Genomic DNA, 23007 nt, shown 5'->3' on the forward strand with positions numbered 1-23007 from the left:
TTAAGGTGTAGGTTGGGTGTGTAAGTTACATAGCTTCTGAGAGTTTGGTTGTGTTATTGTATTGACCTGGCGACAGGTCTTTTTTGTTTGGGTTCGGAGCCGTTTGCGGCGTCTGCGGATGGTAGCGCGCAGAATAAATGTGGTAGATGCCGGACTGTTCCAAGAACGGGTTGAACGAATAGGCCTTGTTAGCTGGTCCGTTGATGCCAAAGGCGCTGACGGAAAACAGTTGAAAATCTCAAAGCAAATGAAGAGCAGTTCTACCGCCTGAAGGCGGAGTGGTAGCGCCCTTTACCAACCACGTCCGAACGTGAAAAAAACTACGCAGTTGGCCAAAACTTCTGTGGCAACTAATATGCACCAGACTCGAGGCAACAGAAATATGACTCAATGGGTACGCTTTGAATTCCAGAAAAACCTTCTGCTTCCTCTCGAAAGATAAACAACCACTTGGGCAATTGTGGACCTACTGACCCACTAAGCAGACGCCTTGCATTCCGTTCATTACTCATTGCTTTGACGTTTTTCCCTTGGTAAATTGTCCTCAATGAATTTTGGTGCGACCTATCACCCATCTCTCGCCTTCATTAAAACGCACGTGTCGCAAGCCCACAGCAAGTAGTATGTTCCGCGCAGGTCTTTCTCTGCGCGCCATTCCGGTCGTTGTAACCAGTCTCCAAAGTAGAGGTCTTGTCTCCGATGCAGAGATTATTATTCATCTTTGTCGTGCTTGCCGCCGCAAGTCATTCGCTCGCGTTGCCGCCGGACAGCCTTTGGAGCCGCACATATGGGGGGAGCGGAGGAGAGGATGGCTTGGCACTGGTACAAACTGCGGACGGCGGTTTTGCCATCGCCGGCATTACAAGTTCCTCAGGTGCCGGCATGGAGGATGCCTTTCTGGTAAAGACCAACGCGAATGGGGATATGTTGTGGCAACGTACATATGGAGGTGGGAATATTGATCACGCGTATTCCGTGAAACAGACGAGCGACGGTGGCTACGTCCTTGCCGGGTACACGAATTCATTCCCGGTCGGTGATGCGAACATCTACGTGATTCGAACGAACGCTGTCGGAGATACGCTCTGGACGCGGACGTACGGTGGATCGGGCAACGATATCGCAAACTTTGTGAATTTGACGAGGGATGGTGGGTTCATCCTTGCCGGAAGAGGAAACTCATTTGGTGCCGGTCTGCATGACATGTATTTGGTAAAAGTGGATGCGAACGGCAATCAAGAGTGGTTTAAGACATTTGGTGGTGGCAGCGACGATATTGCAAACAGTGTGCAGCAAACGGACGACGACGGCTTCGCACTTGTCGGCTACAGCGAATCATTCGGGTTAGGACGGCAAGTCTATCTTGTAAAGACGGACAGTGCAGGGAATTTCGAGTGGAGTCAGCTTTATGGCGGATCGAACTTCGAAGAGGGAAGATCAGTCGCGCAGACTTCAGATGGAGGCTTTGTTCTGGGGGGATGGACTAATTCCTACGGTGCAGGTGGGGCAGACTTGTATGTCATCAAGACCGACGCGAACGGAGATACGGTTTGGACAAATCGCATGGGGGGCGGATTTGACGAGGACGCTCACGTCGTGCAGGAGGCGGTTGATGGCGGCTTCGTCGCCATGGGCTATACAAATTCTTTCGGTGCGGGTACCTACGACTTCTTGCTGGCAAAATTCAGCGAGCAAGGGACGTTCTTGTGGAGTAAAACGTTTGGTGGCGGAGCCGCAGATGCGGCACAATGCGGGCTCCAAACAACGGACCGGGGATTTGCCCTGCTTGGGTATACCAACTCATTCGGAAGCGGCACTCCAAACATCTGGCTGATAAAGACCGGGCCCGAGATTGCGCCAACCCCGCCTCAAGTCCCGCCCGGCACAGACTGGATTCATACTTACGGTGGTGGCGGCGATGAAACCGCAGTGGCGGTTGTTTCGACCAGCGATGGTGGCGTCGCCGTAGCCGGAGTGACAGCTTCTTTTGGTGCTGGTGGTAACGACTTCTGGCTCGTGAAGACAAATGTGAACGGCGATAGCTTATGGAGTCACAGCTACGGTGGAGGCAACAGCGATTGGTGTAATTCCGCCATTGAAACCGATGATGGTGGTTTCGCACTCGGTGGCAATACGTCTTCGTTTACTGCGGGCGGGACCGACATGTGGCTGGTCAAGACCAACTCAACCGGGGACACACTTTGGACCAGAAGGTTCGGAGGGCTGAATAACGACGATTGTGTCTCTTTAATCCAGACCAGTGACGGTGGTTTCGCCTTGGCCGGATTCACCTACTCGTTTGGCGCGGGCGATGCCGATTTCTGGGTCGTCAAGACCAACGCAAACGGCGACAGCCTTTGGAGCCGCAGATACGGAGGTGCTGCCGCAGACGATATCGGTCAGATTGTTCAAACCCCTGACGGTGGATACATTTTGGCAGGCGTCACAGATTCATTTGGGGCCGGATGGCGGGACTTCTGGATGGTCAAGACAAATGCATCAGGCGACAGCTTGTGGAGCCAAACTTACGGCGGGATCAACTATGAAAACGCTCGTCAGGTTGTGATGACACCCGATGGAGGATATCTCCTTGCGGGTCATGCGGCGGGCACTGGCGGCGTAAACAGAAACATCTGGTTAGTGAAGACGGACAGCCTCGGGACTTCTCAGTGGAGCAGATCGATCGATAGTGGGACAGAAGATTTCTGCTGGGGACTCACTTGCGACCCGTACGGCGGATACATGCTGTCAGGGGTTCAAGGAGCCTCGGGCAGCGAAAACGGCATCCAAATCAGGATTAGTGCTGCTGGCGACAGCCTGTGGAGTCAAGTCTACGGCGGCGGCTCGTCCGATGAACTGTATGGCATTGCTCGCGCAGCAGATGGCAGTTACGTGATGTCTGGTTACACTCTCTCGTCCGGCCATGGCGGTCGGGATTTCTGGCTGATCAAAACACAAACCGAAGTATCGCCCTATCGAATATCGTGGATTGATACCACAGGTGGTTCGTGGTTTGACTGGAACAACTGGGATCCGGCACAGGTGCCTACAGCAGACGACACCGTGTTCATCACGCACACGGGGAACTATACGGCAACAGTGCCGGCCGACGCTGAAGTGAGTCAGTTGATTCTCGGCAGCGGAATTCCGGGCGACACGACGACGCAAACGCTCGATGTCAATTGCACGGGTTGTCAACTTTCCGTCTACGGCAACAGCGTAGTACGTGAGCAGGGAGACTTGAGTGTGCGAAGCAGCGCGACATTGGCGCTTGCAGGAACTGGAATCGTACTCACGGACAGCGGTCAGGTCAGGCTTCAAAACTCGGCGGCCGTTCAACAAGGGACAAGTAACTCGCTTGAAGTGAATTCGGGTCTGCTCGATTTGAGGGATAACACGAATGTGAACGGCGGTACATTAGTGAACGCGGGCCGCATTGTACGGCAAGGCAGCGGTCTCACTACCGTCACAGGGAATTACCGCGAGACAGGTTCTTCCGCGGATACTTCAATCTGGATCAACGGCGGATCGCTGGCGATCCATGCCCCGGATTCCGCTGGTCTTCGTTCCGTTATCATACTTGAAGTTGGCGGCACCCTTGTTTTGGAGAACTCCATGTTGCAGTCAACCAGTCTCGTTACGGGTGAAGGCAATCTGCAGTTTACCGGCGGAGCCTCAATATGCGAAGCCAGTTTAGGCTTCTTTGGCAACTTGAATGTTTCGGGCGCCAATCTCTTGTTTAGCCCCGCTGCGTTGACACTGTTCGATACGGTCGAAGTAGAACTTTCAGGAACATTGAATTCAGATGCGGATATAAGTTGCAATACGTTCATCTTGAATAGCGGGGCGACGCAGTCAGATTTGACAATACTAAACAGTTTTGTTTGGACAAATGGAACCTACTCAGGTCAGCAAGGATCGACCATTGATATTGGAAGCAGTGCAGCTCTGCTCATGTCCGGATCAGGTTCAAAGAACCTCATATCACGAGATTTGAGCATCGCGGGAACCGCGTCTATTAATGGAAGCGGCCAATTTTCTCTTTCAAGCGGCGCTTCCATGAATATTCAACCAACTGGACAGTTGTCGTTGGGGGATTCCGTATGGATTAGCGCTCCGAATGACACACTTAATAATCACGGCGAAATTACAATTGATTCCCCGACCGATACGTGCAAGCTCGATCTATTTCTTTGGAACAACCCTCTTGGGAGAACACCGGGCACGATTGACATCATATCGGGCCGAACGAAAGTCAAGAAAGTGCGGAACAACGGGACTATTTCCACCAACGTAAACACACATTTCGAATCGACAATTAGTTCTGTAAATTTCGGAGTCATTAACTTGGCTGAAGGTACATCACTTGCAATTCACGATACGTTGACCAATCAATTCAGCGGAACACTTTATCTTGTTGGTGATGCGGGGATTACAGGAACGGGTATCCTGTTGAATGACGGAAACATTTACAGACAAAACGGCTTGCTGCGGACCACGGGCCTAAGTAACATCTCGACGGAGTTTGTGAACCAATCAACAGGCTATCTGGCAATTGAGGTGGATACCCTTGCCATGACGAATTCAATTGTTCAAAATGCTGGCTTGTTCGATATCTTCTCCGGAGCCACTCTGCAATTGCCGAGTTCGTATCAAGAATTGCCGGGAGGGTCAATACAGGCTGGCGGACAAATCTTCTTTACAATACGAGACCTTACGATAGAGCTCTACAGCCAAGACCTTATTCGCTTGAGATGGACGCCGGTTCCGGCGAGCGGAGAGTACGATGTGTTTCAGGCCAGTGAGCCATATGAAAATATTGCGCAGTTTACGAGAATCGCAACTGTTTTCTCCCCAACCTATTTCCATTTCATCGGTGCGAGCGGCAATCGTTCGTTCTTCCGTGTGGTTGGGCGGTAGGTGTTCCGACATTTGTCAAAGTCCATTTTTGTTGTAATCCAATAGCACAAATTTTGAAATGGAATTATGATCGGTGAATCAAGGATCAAGACGATTGTGTGGGCTGTGTCGATCCTTGCGATCGCAATTTCACTCTTCTATTCTTTCGGCAACCGAATAGGGTCGGCGGCCAATCCCTTTGGACCGTACATAAGCATTAGGCCGATCGAAACTCCCAAAGTTAGTATTTTGAGGAGTGATTCTTCAATCGCTGGCCTTAGCGACTATGTCAAGGGGGTTAACGAATACTCAAAAGCGAACTATCGTGCCGCCGAGACCTACTTCCAAACAGCCGTCTCCGTTTCTCCGAACAAAGGTGATTGGTGGCTGATTCTTGGCGTGTCTCAAGCCCTCCTGAGAAAGCCCGATCTCGCGCTTACATCGTTGCAGTCTGCGGAACAATTGTCTGAAGAGCCTGCCAAGAGCAGTGCGAAGTGGTTCGAGTCACAGTGCTATCTGATGCAAGGAAACTTGGCCGAAGCAGTTAAACTCCTTGACGGGTTAGCAGCCAACGGCAAGGTGTATTCAACGGAATCCAGAGAGCTTCTTCACAAATTGAAAAACGATTTCGATCCTTCGGCACACTGAAACTGTTTACCCACTCTGCGCAGCGTGTAGAGTCACACGACATTGTGGGTAAGTTCGTTATCCAGTTGGCCACCTGCAGAGACCCTCTTTGCCCAAATCCCAACAATCTCCCGTCTCCGTCTCTCCAATCGAGAGCGGATTCCGGGAAGCGAAAAACAACCAAAGTTCCAAAACGAGAAAAGCCCCAAACGGGGCTTTCCTGTTGATTATAAATATCTTACGTTGAAACTCTGAATAAAAACTCCTTTCGGACCTCATTCGCCTTGCATCGAAGACTAATCCATTTGCCTTGAATATTGAAAATGGACAAAAAAATCAGCATATTAAAATAGTCAACATCAATTTTCGAGTGCCCAGTGGAACCATGTTCCGCGTAGTTTGTTAAACCTATATGCTGTTTTCGCGGATCATAGCAGTGACCCTCATTCTGCTCGTTGGTGGGCTGGGAATCGTCTCCGAATTCCCGCACCACGATGACCATGAGGGCGAGATGCACACTGAAATGGGTGTGACCATGGACGGTCACTGCCATTGTCAGGCATTAGGAATGACCGCGCACGTCGAAATTTTGGGTCCTGCCCTTTTGACAGAATTTGTAACGACAAACTTCACACACAGATTTCCCCTCCCGCCTCTCTTTCCTTTCGAACGACCTCCTAAATCGCACTTGTCTTAAGGCAATCATAACCGTCCTGATATCGGGACGGCGTTTTCCGTTTACCTAAAGACAAGGAGCGAGAATGCCTAAGCATTTTCTTTGCTGGCCACTCCTGTTGGGAGTGGCTTGTTTGTTTTCCCCAATTCTTGACTCACACTCTGTAAGCCGGGCCGCGACGCTGGCAGAATTTTTCTCAGCGGCGGACCAAACTTCGCCGCGGCTTTTGGAAGCGCATCTCGAAGTCGCGAGAATTCGTGCGCTTCACAGTGAGCAGCGCGCTCTTCCCAACCCGACTCTTTTTGGTTCCAACGAAGAACTCGGGAACGATGATGCGTCGGTACAAGAGCGCACATTCGGTGTTCGGCAAGAACTCGGATTCCTGTGGACGATGCGTGCCCAAAAATCATCTTCATCTGCCGCGATTGCCGCTGCTGAAGCGAAATATCATAGTGAACGCAGTGCAGCGTATTCGGAGCTGCTGACTCAACTCCTGCGAGTGCAGCACGTATACCAAAGTCTGCAACTCTCGGACTCCCTTGAGCAACACTATTCCGGAATCCTCACCGCCAACGAAGCCCGCGAACGCGAAGGCGATATTTCAGGATACGACGCCCAGCGTGTCCGCTTCGAATCCATTGCCGTTTCCAACCGGCGAGCTCAACTGCATGCCGCTTGGAATGAACTCATCGCAGAACTCAAAAAAAACACTGGACTCGATGAATCACAACTGTTGTCAGTGGATGTGAAGTCTTTGTTCGGGTTGACCTTCTCAAGTGAAGACGAAGCGGTGACATATGCCAAGTTCCACGCGCTCGAATTGAGTTTCTTGCAGGCGAATGAAAAAGCCGCTCAGCAAGAGTTAGCTGCTCAAAAACTGCGAAGGCTGCCGAACTTCGCCGTCGGAGTGGGACACAAATCAACCGATCATGACGAATCCGGTTTGTTGATCGAGGCGGAACTTGAGCTGCCGCTGTTTAGCCGAAGAAACCCGGCGGTGCAATTGGCTCGCGCCGAGCGGAACAACGCGCGCCAGCTCAACGCGAACGCGCAATCGCAATGGTCAGACTTGGTCGGCGATGCCTACGCTCGTTGGCAATCTCTTGAACGCCAAACGAAATCTGCCCCGGCACTTGAAGAGCTTGTTGCACACGTGAACGCGGCACAATCGCTCTATCTAAACGGTGAAACAGGTTATCTTGAACTCCTGGATGCGTTCAAATCGAGTGAAGAAATCCTGAGTGCCGCACAAGAGCTTGCGCTGGCGCACATGCAGGCCGATTTGCGCCTGCGTCAACTCACCGGTTATCCCATTCTTGAGGACAAGTAAAATGAAACATATATCTCTATCTCTTCTGTTTGCCGCTGCCATCATCTTTGCGATGGGATGCGGGCAACATGCAGATCACGCGCACGATGACCATGCGCACGCCGAGGAATCGGCACATGACGACCATGATCACAATCACGGAGAGGAAGCAGCGCACGATGATCATGATCATGGTCACGGTGAAGGCGGTGTCGTGGAAACATTGTGGCATGACAACATCGAAATGTTCGGTGAATGGCCGCCGTTTGTCGCCGGTCAGTCATCAGAAGCGGTGCTCCACTTCACGAGCCTTTTGACCTTTCAACCGGCCACGCAAGGACCTTTGAAGATCGAGTGGCTGAGCGGTGGTCGCGTCATCAAGAGTCAAGTCGCCGAGGATGTCACGCGCACAGGAATCTTCATCGTAGAAATCATGCCGCCTGATCCGGGCACCTATGAGTTAACCATGTCGCTCGCAACTTCTGAAATGAGCGGCACAGTGCGCCTGCAAAATGTTCAGGTCTATTCCGGACATGCGCCCGAAATCCACGAAGAAGAAAGTAGCGAGCCGGAAATATCGTTTTTGAAAGAGCAGCAGTGGGTGCTGGGAACGAAAACCGGAGTCGTCGAACGCCGCGAAATCTTTGACATCCTCCGCGCACCGGGTGAACTGAAGCCCGCAGGTAACAAGACCTCCGAAGTCTTTGCGCCATTCTCCGGTGTATTGCTGCCCGATTACAAACTGGGAGCAGTAAGACACGGTCAACAGGTGCGAAAGGGGCAAGCGCTCGCCATGATTTCGCCTGCACCAAGCTCCGAGAACAGTTGGCTGCAGCTATTGGGAGAATATCGACTCGCGCGCTCCGAGCTGAGCCGTGTGGAAAAACTCCACAGTGAAAAAGCGGCACCTGAGCGTAGACTGGAAGTAGTACGGCAGCAGCTCGCCATAAAACAAGCGCAATTAAGCGCCGCGTTAGGCGGAGCGGAACTCGATGATATAGACAGCGAATCGCCGCACTTCACGGTGCGTTCGCCGCGCGATGGAGTGGTCGCGCTTCACGATGTCGCCTACGGATCGTATGTGCAGCCCGGTCAGCGGTTGTTCAGTGTCATTGATCCCGAGCTTGTGTGGCTCGAAGTTCATGTTGCCGCCGCGGACGCGCGCAATGCCGCGGACGTGCACGATGCCAATTTCTCATTCATTGGTTCGGATCAAATCTATTCGACGTCTGATTTCGACGGCAAAGTCATTGCCTCCGGTTCAGTCTTGGATCCCGTGACTCGCAGAGTTCCGATTACGTTTGAACTCAAAAATCCCGGCGGATTGTTGACGGTCGGCGAGTTCGTCCAAGTCGAGGTCCACACGTCGAAAGCGCGCAACGCACTCGCAGTCGAAAAATCCGCTGTCTTGGAAGATGGCGGCGCATCAGTCGCATTTGTACAGAAGGGCGGCGAGTCGTGGGTGCGCCGTGTCGTAACCACCGGCGCCGTTGATGGTCCGTGGGTGGAGATTTTGTCTGGACTGAATGAAGGCGAGCGTGTCGCCACGGCGGGCGCGTACAAAATCAAACTTGCATCGGGCAGTACCGGCGAAGTCGGTCACGGCCACGCACATTGAGGAGGCTGCATGTTTGATTTTATGATTAAGCAATCGCTCACAAAGCGGTTTCACGTCTTGCTTGCGGCGCTCGTTTTGCTGATCGGGGGAACCTACGTCGCTCTGCAAATGCCGATTGATATTTTCCCGGATCTCACCGCACCTACGGTCACGGTCATGGCCGACGTGCACGGATTTGCTCCGGAAGAAATCGAGAGCCTCGTGGCCTTTCCCATCGAATCGTCCATGAATGGTGCCACCGGAGTGCGCCGCGTTCGCTCGTCGATATCCACGGGCATGGCCATCATCTGGGTCGAATTTAATTGGGGAACGGACATATTACAAGCGAGGCAGGTGGTCACGGAAAGACTGCAATCAATGATGAGCAGTCTTCCGCCCGGCATGGAACCGCCGATACTTGCTCCGATCTCGTCCATCATGGGCGAGGTGATGCTGATTAGCGTACAGAGTGACTCGCTGCTCCCGATGGATCTGCGCTCGTACTCAGATAACATCCTGCGCAAAAGACTGCTTGCGATACCCGGCGTTGCGCAGGTGATACCGATTGGTATGCAGGTAAAGCAATACCAAATTGTCGTCAAACCGGAAAAACTGCTGGCCTACAATGTTTCGCTTGAAGAAGTAGTTGAGGCAGCGAAGCTATCGAGCGAAAACACGACCGGCGGCTATCTGCTCGAAGGCGGACGCGAACATTTGATTCGTGGAATCGGCCGCGTTGAGTCGGTCGACGACATCGGCCGCACGGTTGTAACCACACGCAACGGAGTGCCGATCCTGATTGATCAAGTGGCTGATGTGAAAGTGGATGGCAGCGTGGCTCTGGGAAACGCTTCCGTCGACGGAACAGACGCGGTCATTCTGTCCGTACAGAAACAGCCCGGCGCCAACACGCTCGAGCTAACCAAACGTATCGAGACTGCGGCCGTAGAGCTGCAGCGGCTCGCTCCAGCGGATGTAAAAGTTCGCGCCGATGTCTTCAGACAGGCGAATTTCATCGAAGTAGCCGTCCGCAACGTGATGAACGCGCTGCGCGACGGCGCGATCTTAGTGACGATAATTCTGCTCCTCTTTCTCGGCAACGTGCGCACGACGTTCATCAGTCTGATGGCGATCCCGATTTCTCTGGTCGTCGCCGTGATCGCGTTGAAATTAATGGGAAGTTCGGTCAATACCATGACGCTCGGCGGTTTGGCAATTGCCATCGGACTGCTGGTGGATGACGCCATCATTGACGTCGAAAACGTATTTCGAAGACTCCGGTTGAACGCTCTAAAGCCCGCAAGTGAGAAACGCTCTGTCTTTGAAGTGATTTATCGCGCTTCGTTGGAAGTTCGAAAACCGATTGTTGTGGCGACGTTAATTATCATCGCGGTATTCGCGCCGCTCTTCTTTCTGTCCGGTGTGGAGGGACGCCTTCTCCAACCGCTCGGCGCGTCGTTCATCATTTCGATTCTCGCCTCGCTCTTTGTCGCCGTGACAGTCGTACCGGCGTTGTCGTACTATCTTTTGGGCAAGCTGAAATCGAACCAGATTGAACACGAATCATTAGTCGTACGAAAGCTGAAACAGGTTTACAAGCCAACAGTTGACTTCGCATTGAAAAATGCCTCGACCGTGATTACCGTTTCCGTTTTTCTGCTCGTTGGATCGGTGGTTCTCTACAGCCGTTTCGGTCAAGCCTTTCTGCCCGAATTCAACGAAGGGTCGCTTACGGTCATTTCAGTTTCACCACCCGGAACGTCGTTGGCCGAATCCAACGAGATCGGCGAAATGATCGAGCAAATTGTCTTGTCTCAGCCGGGCGTGGCCGGCGTTGCGCGCCGTACTGGACGTGGCGAGATGGACGAACATGCACTTGGCTCGAACGCGACCGAAATGGAATGCCGATTGGAGCCGGATATTGACAAAGAACATCTGCTGGAACAGCTTCGCACTCATTTGGCGATGGTACCCGGCACGTTCATTAGCATCGGCCAGCCGATTTCCCACCGCATTGACCACATGTTGAGCGGAACGCAAGCAGCCATCGCGGTGAAACTCTACGGCGAAGATCTGACTGAGCTCCGCAATTCGGCAGAGCTGATTAAGAAAGAAATGGAACAAATCGAAGGGATTGTGGATCTCTCCGTCGAACCGCAAATCGAAGTGCCGCAATTGCGCATCAAAATGAACCGCGAAGCAATGAGTCAATACGGTGTTAAACCCGTGGAACTTGCCGAAGCGGTTGAAACAGCGTACAACGGCACAGTGGTCGGTCGCGTGATGGAAGGACAGTTTGCCTACGAAATGATTGTGCGCTACGATCCCTCGGCGAAAGCTGACACCGCAGCAATTGTTCGCACGCCGTTCCACACTCCGACGGGACATTTCGTCATGCTGCGCGATCTGGCATATGTTTATAGCGCAACCGGGCCGAGCATGATTTCGCGCGAAAATGTCAGTCGTAAAATTGTCATTCAATCCAACGTCGCGGGACGCAGTTTGGGCGACGTCGTCGGTGACGTCCAATCACGCGTCGCAGCGAACGTGAACTTGCCCGACGGTTACTATGTGTCCTACGGCGGTCAGTTTGAAAGCGCCGAAAGCGCAGGCAAGGTCATCGGAATCCTGACCGTGCTCGCAATCTTGGTAATAATCATCCTGTTGTTCACCGAGTTCGGCAACCTGCGTGACGCCTTACTCGTAATGGTGAATTTACCGTTGGCATTGATCGGCGGCGTTGCGGCGATCGGCATAACCGACGGCATCGTCTCCATTGCAAGTATGGTCGGTTTTGTGACGTTATTTGGAATCGCAGCGCGCAACGGTATCTTGCTGATTTCGCACTATCATCACCTGATGGAAGAAGAAGGTGTCTCCTTCCGCGAAGCGATTGTGCAAGGAAGTATCGAACGCATGAGTCCAATTCTGATGACTGCTCTGTGTGCGGGGCTTGCTCTGATTCCTCTGGCACTCGGCGGAGGTCAACCCGGCAAAGAGATCGAAACTCCCATGGCCATCGTAATTCTCGGCGGATTGATTTCGTCCACCGCATTGAACATGGTCGTCGTTCCGGCCCTGTATCTGAAGTTCGGGCGTAAACGAAAACTTGTGACAAACCGGTGAAGCGGAGCGAAATACAGGGGGTGGCGACACGTCCGCCCCTTGTATTTCCCCGTTGTTTTCCGTAACATGAAACATGGAACGGAGCACAAAATGAACTCTATTCGCACAGGCGCGTATCTCGGTCTGGCGGCGGCGCTCTTATTCGGCGCGTCCACACCGCTGGCAAAATCGCTGCTGCACGAAGTTGATCCCGGTCTGCTTGCAGGACTGCTTTATCTCGGCGCGGGATTTGGTTTGGGCGGATTACAGTTCGGACGAAGAATTGTTTCAGGAAAACGCCGCACTTCTGAAGGCGCTCTGACCAAGCGGGACTGGCCGTGGCTTGCAGGTGCAGTTCTTGCGGGCGGAGTAGTCGGCCCCGTATTGTTGATGATCGGTTTGCAAAAGACCTCTGCGGCCAATGCGTCTTTGATGCTGAATGCCGAAGCCGTACTGACCGCCGTAATTGCGTGGACACTGTTCAAAGAAAATTTCGACCGACGGATCATGCTCGGCATGGTTGCGATTGTAGCGGGAGCGGTGATTCTGTCGTGGGCAGGACGACCCGAAGGAACGTCGGGACTCGGCGAGTTGCTAATTGCTTTGGCCTGTCTGTCATGGGCCATTGACAACAATCTTACTCGCAATATCTCTGCTGTAGATCCCAAGTTGACCGTAATGATCAAAGGAGTTGTCGCGGGTCTCATCAATTGCACCATTGCAATATCGATGGGAGCAAAGTTTCCGCCGCTTCTTTATCTGCTCGGAGCAGGTTTGGTCGGTTGGCTTGGCTACGGCGTGAGTTTACAACTCTATGTTCTCGCATTGCGTCACGTCGGGACGGCCAGAACAGGCGCATACTTTTCAGTTGCTCCGTTCGCAGGAGCGCTAATCTCGTTTGTGATGTTCTCGACACCGTTGACTGTCGCCTATGCGATCGCCGCCGCGCTGATGGTTTTGGGAGTATGGCTGCATTTAACGGAAGACCACGACCACGAGCACACACATGAAGAAATGTGGCATGATCACAAACACGTCCACGACGAACACCATCAACACGATCACGAACCCGGCATCGATCCAAGAGAGCCGCATTCGCATCCACATTATCATCCGGTTTTGACGCACAAGCATCCGCACTATCCTGACATTCATCATCGGCATTCGCATTGAGAAGATTGGTGTGTCTTGCGAAATGAACAAAAAAATATTTGATTCAATCTATAGTCGAGGAATTGCAAAATGAAAATGATCATAACCATAACGTTTGCGGGACTCATGTGTCTCATGCACGTGCCCGCCTTCGCGCAAATGGAAATCTTTGAAGCTGCCAAAGCCGGAAACATCGAGCGCGTGGAAGAGCTGCTCGTGTCTCAGCACTCTGCGCTGGACTACGATGAACAGGGATCAACCTTGCTGCACTGGGCGGCCAGCGGTGGACAAGCCAAAGTCGCGGGGCTGCTAATATCTCGTGGGGCCGACGTGAATCTTGCCAACAAGGATGGCTACACTCCGTTGCACAATTGCGCGCTGAGCGGAAATGGCGAAACCGCCGCGGTTCTTTTGAACAACGGCGCAACCATTAATGCTCGTGACAAAAACGAAATGACCGCCTTACACTTGTGCGGACTCAGCAACAATGTAGACGTCGCCAAGGTTCTAGTCGGTCACGGAGCCGATGTCAATGACAAGACAACTACTCAGTGGACACCGCTGCGCGTCGCCGAGTACAAGGGCAGCACAGAGCTGATCGAATGGCTAAAGTCCCAAGGCGCGAATGAATAGCCGAGGATTTTCACCCCCTTTTGGTGTCCTGCCTTTGTCCAGCAAGCTAATGTCACATACGGTATAAACAAAGACTTAGCAGTCAAACGAGAAAAGCCCCAAACGGGGCTTTCTTGTTAATAGTCCTCGCCTTGGAAACGTAATGTACCTTAACACCCGCCAAAATCTCGTCTTGAATAGTCCTTGAACACCGAACTGAAACTTTCCTATTTTCAGACAGTTAACAGTGTATACATGATGCAACTGTCCATAAAATTCGCTATGTTTAATGTATAGTGAAGTCAAGACTTAGAGGAGATCATGCGCGAAGAAACCGCGGAACAGAACTTGGAAGCTGCGAAAAGTAGCCAGCGCTCGGAGACAAAAGATCAAATTACGCCTTCGTCGGAGATTCGCCCGCTCTTGGACGGCGCGACTCCGTCAACAGAGCGGCTTGACCCTGAGCTGGAACCGGCGCACAAAATTGCCGCTGATGCCAGCAGGTCAGTCGAAGATCGACTGGAAGCCTTTGAAGATATTTTCGATTCGGAAGTCGGCGACACGTCCCTGCATCGTGCCCGCAACATCGAAAAAGAAATCGGTATCCGCCAACTCTTCTTCAAGTTCGAAGGCGGAAATCCCACTGGCACGCAAAAGGATCGCATCGCCTTTGCGCAAGCCATGGACGCCATTCGCCGCGGCTATGATACGATCACGGTCGCAACCTGCGGCAACTACGGCGCGGCCATGGCCTTCGCCGCTAATACCGCCGGCCTGAGGTGCATCATATATGTCCCCGCGAAGTTTCATTCCGGAAGAATTCAGGAGATGGAGCGAAATGGTGCGGAAATCGTGCGTGTCGACGTCGACTATGAAAGAGCAGTGGAAGCGTCAAGCAGCCTCGCCCAACAACATGAGTATTACGACGCGAACCCCGGCGGAGCAAATACCGCCATTCAGCTCAAGGCCTACGGTGAAATTGCCTTCGAGATCTACGACAGCTTGCGGGATGCGCCGGCGGCCATCGCCATTCCCGTTTCCAATGCCACGACGCTGGCCGGAGTTTACAAAGGGTTCCTGAGCCTCTATCGGCGTGGCAAAACCTCACGCATTCCCCGCATCATCGGCGGCTCTTCGTCCGGCATGAATCCCGTCATTCATGCCTATATAAAAGGTCTCAAAACCTGCGAGGACCTCCCACCCGAAAAAATCCGCGAGACGCAAGTCAATGAGCCGCTCGTCAATTGGCACTCCATCGACGGAGACCTGGCCCTGTCTGCCATGTATTCCACGAACGGCTGGGGAGCAAATGCGACGGATAAATCGATGATGTCATTTGCCAAAAAGATCAAAGAGCAGGAGGGCTTGAGTGTGCTGCCTGCGTCGACCGCGGGGCTTATCGCCCTCTCAAGCGTCCCCAGTGGACTCTTGCAGCCCGACAGATATGTTGTTTTGCTAACCGGGAGAAAGGCATGATTTTCAATTACGACGGCAACGCGATTGTCTATTGCGAAGGTGCCTTCAACACGACCAACGGCAAGACCGCGCACGGGCTCGTGAGATTTACCCGCAGGTTTGACGTGCATTCCGTAGTCGATTCCCGCTATGCCGGAAAGGACGCTCTTGAAGTTCTCGACGGAAAAAAATCTGGAATCAAAATCTTTGAGTCCGCGTACGATGCGGCGGCGGCGGCCCGCGAAGACGGAAAACCTCCGACACATTTCGTCGTCGGACTTGCACCCGACGGCGGAAGACTTTCCGGCGAAGCCCGTGAGGCCGTGCGGCAAGCCATTGAAATGAAACTCAACATCGTCTGCGGCTTGCATGACTATCTCACCGAAGATCCCATCATGATGGATCTTGCCCTCGGGCGTGGAGTGACAATAACCGACGTGCGCAAACCCCCTTCGGTGGACGCTCTGCATTTCTTCGAAGGCAAAATAGAACAAGTCGAGTCCTTCAAGGTCGCCGTGCTCGGAACGGATTCCGCCGTCGGCAAACGTACCACCGCGTGGCGCGTCGTGTTTGGTTTGACGGACAAAGAACATACGTCAGAGTTGATCGGCACCGGTCAAACGGCCTGGCTGCAAGGCGCGCGCTACGGCTGTATCATGGATTCGCTGGTCAATGATTTTGTGGCTGGCGAAATCGAACATGCCGTCTGGAGTGCGTGGAACGAGCAGCGCCCCGAATTCATTATCATAGAAGGGCAAGGCAGTCTTTTGAATCCGGCCTATCCCGGTGGGTTCGAAATTCTCGCTGCCGGACGTCCTGACGTCGTCATCTTGCAGCACGCACCCATGCGCAAAGAGTACGACGGTTTCCCCGGTTATAAACTCCACGACTTGAAACGGCAAATTGAAGCTATTCAGCTCATTTCCGACAAACCGGTCGTCGCGATAACCGTTAACCATGAAGAAATTCCCACGGACAAAATCGACGCCGTCTGCTCTGAAATCGAACAGCAATACGGATTGCCGACGGCCGACGTCCTGATTCACGGTCCAGCAAAGATCGTGGACGCCGTGGTTCAAGCAAGAAACAAAATGAAGCACTGACATGACCGACAAGAAACGCGGCACGCCCCTCTCCAAACTCGTAGTCATAGACAAACTGGAAGTCGGCCCGACTCGTATCGAGCCGAAAAGAGTCGTCACTCCCTACACGGTTTACACAGGTAAGTCGTCCGAAAGTTTTGACTTCATTTACACGTTCGAAGATACGGTCTTCGAAGATCGGAATGTTCCCGCGCAAAATCTCGGGTCTATGATGGGCGCGCAGATTGCCTTGAATTACGGGCTGTTCTGCAAGGAAATCAGTTTCCTCGGTGCGTTGGATCATCACGATCAACAATTCCTGACGGAAATGGCCAAGAACACGGCGCGGGAAATCTATGTCAACAAGTTTCTCGAGCCGAACATCTTTCTCCGAGGCGCGGCCGCATCTCTTGCCGTCGTTAGTCGGAAGAACTACCTTCAAGCTAAACTCACTTTTCCGAATTCCGTCAAAAAAATCGACGGCAAATGGCGCGTCAATCCGAAACGCCATGCGATCTCGTCCAGCGGCGGCAAAGACAGTCTGGTAACCTACGGACTCTTGCGTGAAGCGTCGGTGGAAACACACCCGATTTTCATCAACGAGTCCGGCCGCCATTGGTTCACCGCGCTGAATTCCTATCGGCATTTTGCGCAGCATGTTCCCAACACGGCAAGAGTGTGGACGAATTCCGACCGAGTCTTCTCGTGGATGTTGAAGCATTTGCCCTTCATTCGGCCCGACTACGCTGACGTGCGTTCGGACTACTATCCCGTTCGTCTCTGGACCGTCGCCGTGTTTTTGTTTGGCACACTTCCGATTCTGCGCAAACGGGAAATCGGCAGACTGCTGGTCGGAAACGAATACGACACAACCGAAAAACACGAGCACAGCGGCATTACGCACTACTCGGGGTTGTATGACCAAAGCCGCTACTTCGATGAAATGATGAGTCGTTACTTCCAGCGGAAAGGGTGGGGCGTCACACAATTTTCCATCCTCCGTCCCTGCTCGGAAGTATTGATAGAAACCATTCTCGCCAAACGGTTTCCCGATTTGCTGACATATCAGGTTTCCTGCCACGCCGCGACCAAAAAAGGCGAGCGCGTGCTTCCCTGCGGAAAATGCGAGAAGTGTCGGAGAATTGTTTCAATGCTGACCGCGATGGACGAAGATCCCCGCAAATGCGGATATACGGACGAACAAATTGAATTCGGTCTAAAGTCGTTTACCCGCGAAGGAATTCATCAAGAATCCGCAGGCGAGGAACATCTTGCGTTTATTCTCTCAAAGAAAAACAAGATTAAGCTCAGCAGTACGTCGGTGCGCGCCAAGGAACACCCTGAGCTGATGAAACTTCGTTTCCATGCCGAACGCTCGCCGATGAACGGTATCCCCACCGATTTGCGCGGAAAGTTGTATTCCATGCTGTTGCGCCAAACGGACGGCGCGGTGAAACGTTCCGGTCGGGTGTGGATAGAAACGGATCCCTTGACGGATCCCGATGCGCTTGCTCCGTACAAATTTGAAAGCCGTGGAACAAACGTCGATTCGCAGGCGCTCGCGTCACAATATCTTCTGGGCGAATTAACTTGGCCCGAGGCTCAAGAGCGTCTGAAACAAACCGACGTTGCACTTTTGCCCGTCGGAGCGGTCGAGCAGCACGGACCGCATCTTCCTCTCGACACCGATGCCTGGGACGCCGACTATCTTTCGCGCGAAGTCGCGGCAGGCTGTTCCGACCCCAAGCCGCTCGTACTGCCGCTCGTTCCCTACGGAGTCTCATATGCGCACGAAGATTTCAGCGGAACTATCAGCGTCGGCCCCGACACGTTGTCGCGAATGATCTACGAAATCGGCATCAGCGCCGCGCGCAACGGCATTACGAAGCTGGTCATCATCAACGGACACGGCGGCAATGGCCCCGCGTTGCACTTCGCGGCGCAAATGATTAACCGCGATGCCAGAATCTTCACCTGTGTAGATACCGGCGAAACCAGCGATGCGGACATTGACGCCATGAGTGGCGTTCACAATGACGTACACGCCGGCGATATCGAAACCTCGACCACACTCGCCGTCAGACCGCAATTGGTCAAGATGGACAAGGCCGAAAAGTTCATTCCCAACTTCTCCAGTAAATATCTGAACTTCTCCGCACAGCATGCCGTCGGATGGTACGCTCGAACCGCGAAAATTACCCCCACCGGCGTCTTCGGAGATCCCACCGTCGCCACTCGCGAAAAAGGCGAGGCGATGTGGAAAATCATGATCGAGAGATTGGTTGAGTTGGTCGAGTCCCTGAAAGGACTCCCGCTCGATGAAATCTACCAAACGAAGCTATGAAAATCACGCGAATCTCGTTCTGGACGGTGGACATGGCGCTCAAGACGCCCTACACGATTGCCTACGAATCCGTAGAACAAGTCTCAAACGTCTTTTTACGCGTCGATACCGACAGCGGAATCACGGGCTTCGGATGTGCAGCTCCCGACTTGCCCGTAACCGACGAAACGGCGGAGACGGTGCATCGCTCTCTTGCTGCCGCTGAAGAGCTTCTGGTTGGCAAAGACCCGTTGATGCGGACGCGGCTGCTTGAAACTGTGCGAACACAAATTCCCAAACAGCCGTCCGCCAGAGCTGCGATCGACATGGCCCTCCACGATATTCTTGGCAAAACCGCCGGACTTCCGCTCTGGTTACTCATGGGCGGCGAGCGCGATCATATCCTTACGAGTATAACGGTTGGCATCTCCGATATCGAAACGACGACCAAACAATCGGTGGAATTCGTGAAGCAGGGATTCCGCGCCCTAAAAATCAAAGGCGGTGTCGACGTCGAAGCGGACATCGACCGGGTTCTCATGGTGCGCGAAGCGGTAGGAGAAGAAATCGAGCTGCGCTTCGATGCGAATCAAGGCTACAATATTGAAACCGCGGAACGTTTCGTGCGAATTACCCGGCCCGCAAAGTTGGAGTTGCTCGAACAACCCACACCCAAGGATGACCCGCTCATGATGGGCGAGCTTTCCGCGAGTGTTCATCTACCCGTGATGGCGGACGAGAGCCTGATGGGACTTCGCGACGCGTTTCGGCTCACCAGAGATAACCTCGTGGACATGGTCAACGTCAAACTGATGAAAGTCGGCGGAATCGACGAGGCACTGCAAGTTAACGCAGTCTCGCGCGCCGCCGGAGTTGAAGTGATGATTGGCTGTATGGATGAGTCCGCGCTGTCCATTGCTGCCGGCCTGCACTATGCGCTGTCCCGGCCCAATGTTCTGTACGCGGATTTGGATGGCCACCTTGACTTGATTGGAGACCCGGCCGATGGCTCCGTCATGCTAAAGGACGGTTGCCTTTATCCCAATTCCGCGCCGGGTATCGGCTGCAATCTATGATCGGCAACTTTTTTTGCGAAGACAATGAAAAAATTTGACACGGAAATCCGCTTAAGCCGCGAAATGAGTTTGATGGATACGACGCTTATCGGCGTCGGGGCCATGATCGGCGCGGGGATCTTCGTGTTGACGGGAATCGCGGCGGGAGTTGCCGGTCCCGCGTTGATTCTCGCGTTCTTACTAAGCGGGTTTGTCGCGCTTTTCACGGCGATGTCCTATGCGGAACTCGGATCGTGTTATCATGATGCGGGCGGCGGCTATCTTTGGGTCAAGGAAGGACTGCCGAAATGGAACGGCTTTCTCGCCGGATGGATGAGCTGGTTTGCCCATGCCGTCGCGTGCAGCGTGTATGCCCTTGGATTCGGGGCCTATTTTGATCAAGTGCTCCAAGAAATAGGAGTCGTGATTCCGGCTTGGTCATTCGTTTCGCCCGTAAAACTTACGGCGGTCGTCATTTCCCTGTTCATTGCCTACGTGAACTTTCGCGGAGCCTCGGAAACCGGAAAGCTTGGCGGGATTGTCACGCTGACCAAAATATTTATTCTCGCGATCTTCATCGCGTTCGGTCTGCAAGTTCTTTTCACCAGACTCGACTGGCAAGCGGCCCTGACTCCTTTCATGCCGCATGGTTTCGGTGGAGTCATGAGTGCCATGGGACTCACGTTCATCGCTTTTGAAGGCTATGAAGTGATCGCTCAATGTTCGGAAGAAGTCAGAAATCCTCGCAAGAACATTCCCCGCGCCGTGTTTCTGTCGTTGATCATCGTCGTCCCGATTTACCTTCTGGTTGCTTTGACTGCCTTAGTCTCTGTCCATCCCGGCGGCCTGACTCCGTGGGACTATCTCGCCGAACACAAGGAAACTGCGCTGGTTGAAGTCTCCAAAAACTTCTTCATTGGCGGCGGAATCATGCTCCTCTTCGGAGGCTTGATTTCCACGATTTCCGCCTTGAATGCGACGGTCTATTCCTCTTCGCGAGTCGCCTTCGCGATGGGACGCGACCGCAATTTCCCCGGTCTGTTCAGCAAAATACATCCGCAGCGCGCGACGCCTCACTGGGCCATTCTGGTTACGTTGGTCATCATCGTCCTGATGGCGGTCACGCTGCCCATCGAAGATGTTGCCAGTGCCGCAAGCATCATGTTTCTTCTGCTCTTCTTGCAGGTGAACATCGCCATGATTCGCTTGCGCAAGCTGCGGCCCGATTTGGACAGGGGATTCAAAGCTCCGCTGTTTCCGTGGCTGACCATATTCGGCATCGTAATGTTGCTGGCCGTCGCGGCCTACATGGTTGAGTTCAGCCCCGTCGCGTGGATTGTCACAGCCGTCTGGATTGCGATTGGTCTCGTAATCTACAAAGTCTATGCGTCCGAACGTGAAGTCGTACATGCGCAAAAAGTCCGCGCACTTGAGCGGCTGGAGAGCAAACAATATCGCATCTTAGTCGCAATCTCCAAACGGGAACTCATTGCCGACTTGTCTGCAGTGGCGGCGGCGATCGCCCGCAAGCATCACGGCGAAGTGCTCTTCTTGTACGTCATTGAAGTGGAACAAGGAGAATCGCTTGTTGTAAACGAGCCCGAACGCGTCGCGGCTTTAGGGCTTGTGCAGGAAGCCGCCGAGTCTCTGCGTGACACGGGCATACCGACTCGCACGCTGGTTCAAATTTCGCGTCGCGTCTCTCAAGGAATTGTCGACACGGTCGAGGAAGAAGAGTGCAACTTCGTCATCTTGGGACGCCGCAAACGCCCGTCGTTTTTAGCCCGCATCTTCACCTCGGCGATTGACAGCATTGTTCACGAATCTCCCTGTGAAGTTGCGGTGCTGCACGGCAAACTACCGGAGAGTGGCGTAGGCCGCCTGTTGCTGCCCTTTGGATCTGATATCCATGCGCGTCTCGCGCTTGAGCTTGCTCCGGCGCTGTCGGAAAGTTTCAAATGCGACTCCGAGGTCCGCGTCGTCTTCGAGCCTCAAGTTCCGTCCGCGGCCCGCGAACAACAGATCAGAAACATTAAGACGCTTGTTTCTGAAAACGGCTTCCAGACTCAAATCTCCGCAATCCACGACCGTGACATTGTGTCCGGCGTTTTGCAAAATACAAACAAGAGTGACCTGATCGTCATGGGCGGTCACACGGGGGATTTTGTCAAGCTGTTGCTGGGTCGGTCGCTGGGCGAAGAAATCACGGAGCAGGCGGAGTGCCCCGTGCTTTGGGTTCGAGAATTCGAAGAACGAGAACCGTTCTGGATCTCGATCTTCAAACCGCTACGCAAAGAGGAACAATAGAACATGAATGAATCTATTCGGGGTGTTTTTGAGAGCTTTGCCGCGTCTATAATCACCTATTTGCCGCGCGTTTTCGCTGGATTCGTTTTGCTCGCGATCGGCTGGCTCTTGGGATGGTTCGCCAAACGTGTAGTCATCCAACTCTGTGCGGTGCTCCGCGTGGACCGCATTGCGCGCAGATTCCGTTGGGGGCAGGATTTCTCCAAAGCCGACATTCGCTACGGTGTATACAACGCGATCGGCAACGTGGCCTTCTTGCTCGTATTCTTGGTCTTACTGAATGCCGCCGTGGATTCGATGGAAATGACTGCGCTTTCCACAGTCATCCAAAAGGGAGTCCTCTTCATTCCCAAGCTCATCATCATGTTCTTGATCTTGGGATTGGGATGGTTGGTCTCGGGTTGGGTGGCACTGCCGATTCAAAGAACACTTGCCAAAGAAGGCTTTCCGCGCGCCGTGCTGATTGCGCGTATGTCGAAGTTCGTCCTGCGTCTGTTCTTTGCGGCGATGGCACTCGCTCAATTGGACATCGCGCGCGAAATCGTCACCATCGGCTTCTCCATTATTTTTGGTGTGCTTGGCGTCCTGACTATCATGGTCGCCATGATGATCGGCCGCGAAACCATCCGCAAAACCGTAATCGGATCTGTTTCGAAAGAAGACAAGCACGGCACAAATCAAGACTGATCGACAATCGCCCTGAGCCGCGGTGGTAGCGTTCCTGTCCTCAGGCCGAAATCTCTCGTACTATTCTATCAAGCTGGTTGCCAAAGGCCGCCACTCACGCCCCTTCAATTATTTTGGAGGG

At 53.2% G+C, this 23007-nt stretch carries 14 protein-coding genes; all 14 read left to right on the plus strand.

Annotated features, from left to right (window positions below; translation table 11 throughout):
- The first annotated feature begins 699 nt into the window (after nt 1-699).
- The 14 genes from H6507_12385 to H6507_12450 all read left to right on the plus strand — a co-directional run bounded on the left by H6507_12385 (nt 700) and on the right by H6507_12450 (nt 22886).
- A complete protein-coding gene (locus H6507_12385; GenBank protein MCB9369900.1) occupies nt 700-4920 on the plus strand; it encodes a hypothetical protein in 4221 nt (1406 codons plus the stop codon).
- Nucleotides 4921-4986: 66 nt separating this feature from the next.
- A complete protein-coding gene (locus tag H6507_12390) occupies nt 4987-5547 on the plus strand; it encodes a tetratricopeptide repeat protein (protein MCB9369901.1) in 561 nt (186 codons plus the stop codon).
- Nucleotides 5548-5962: 415 nt separating this feature from the next.
- A complete protein-coding gene (locus H6507_12395) occupies nt 5963-6223 on the plus strand; it encodes a hypothetical protein (GenBank protein MCB9369902.1) in 261 nt (86 codons plus the stop codon).
- A 64-nt stretch (nt 6224-6287) separates the two neighbouring features.
- A complete protein-coding gene (locus H6507_12400; protein ID MCB9369903.1) occupies nt 6288-7532 on the plus strand; it encodes a TolC family protein in 1245 nt (414 codons plus the stop codon).
- Nucleotide 7533: 1 nt separating this feature from the next.
- Nucleotides 7534-9129, plus strand: a complete 1596-nt coding sequence (locus H6507_12405; protein ID MCB9369904.1) for an efflux RND transporter periplasmic adaptor subunit — start codon at nt 7534-7536, stop codon at nt 9127-9129.
- Between the two features lie 9 nt (nt 9130-9138).
- Entirely contained in the window at nt 9139-12234 is a 3096-nt protein-coding gene (locus H6507_12410) for an efflux RND transporter permease subunit (protein ID MCB9369905.1), read from the plus strand.
- A gap of 90 nt (nt 12235-12324) precedes the next feature.
- Nucleotides 12325-13386, plus strand: a complete 1062-nt coding sequence (locus H6507_12415; protein ID MCB9369906.1) for a DMT family transporter — start codon at nt 12325-12327, stop codon at nt 13384-13386.
- A 69-nt stretch (nt 13387-13455) separates the two neighbouring features.
- A complete protein-coding gene (locus tag H6507_12420) occupies nt 13456-13998 on the plus strand; it encodes an ankyrin repeat domain-containing protein (GenBank protein MCB9369907.1) in 543 nt (180 codons plus the stop codon).
- A gap of 300 nt (nt 13999-14298) precedes the next feature.
- The gene (locus H6507_12425) at nt 14299-15453 is read left to right on the plus strand and encodes a pyridoxal-phosphate dependent enzyme (protein MCB9369908.1); all 1155 of its coding nucleotides are present in this window, start codon (nt 14299-14301) and stop codon (nt 15451-15453) included.
- On the plus strand, nt 15450-16535 hold the full coding sequence (locus tag H6507_12430; GenBank protein ID MCB9369909.1) for a DUF1611 domain-containing protein: 1086 nt from the start codon (nt 15450-15452) through the stop codon (nt 16533-16535). Before H6507_12425 ends, H6507_12430 begins: the two co-directional genes overlap by 4 nt.
- A 1-nt stretch (nt 16536) precedes the next feature.
- Nucleotides 16537-18858 carry a creatininase family protein gene (locus H6507_12435; protein MCB9369910.1) on the plus strand — a complete coding sequence of 774 codons (2322 nt, stop codon included), beginning with the start codon at nt 16537-16539 and terminating at the stop codon, nt 18856-18858.
- Entirely contained in the window at nt 18855-19913 is a 1059-nt protein-coding gene (locus tag H6507_12440; GenBank protein MCB9369911.1) for a dipeptide epimerase, read from the plus strand. The genes H6507_12435 and H6507_12440 overlap by 4 nt, the downstream gene beginning before the upstream one ends.
- A gap of 24 nt (nt 19914-19937) precedes the next feature.
- Nucleotides 19938-22199 carry an amino acid permease gene (locus tag H6507_12445; GenBank protein ID MCB9369912.1) on the plus strand — a complete coding sequence of 754 codons (2262 nt, stop codon included), beginning with the start codon at nt 19938-19940 and terminating at the stop codon, nt 22197-22199.
- Nucleotides 22200-22202: 3 nt separating this feature from the next.
- Complete coding sequence (locus H6507_12450; protein MCB9369913.1) at nt 22203-22886, plus strand: hypothetical protein; 684 nt, start codon at nt 22203-22205, stop codon at nt 22884-22886.
- Nucleotides 22887-23007: the final 121 nt, after the last annotated feature.

The organism is Calditrichota bacterium (assembly GCA_020637445.1).
GTDB lineage: Bacteria > Electryoneota > RPQS01 > RPQS01 > RPQS01 > JABWCQ01.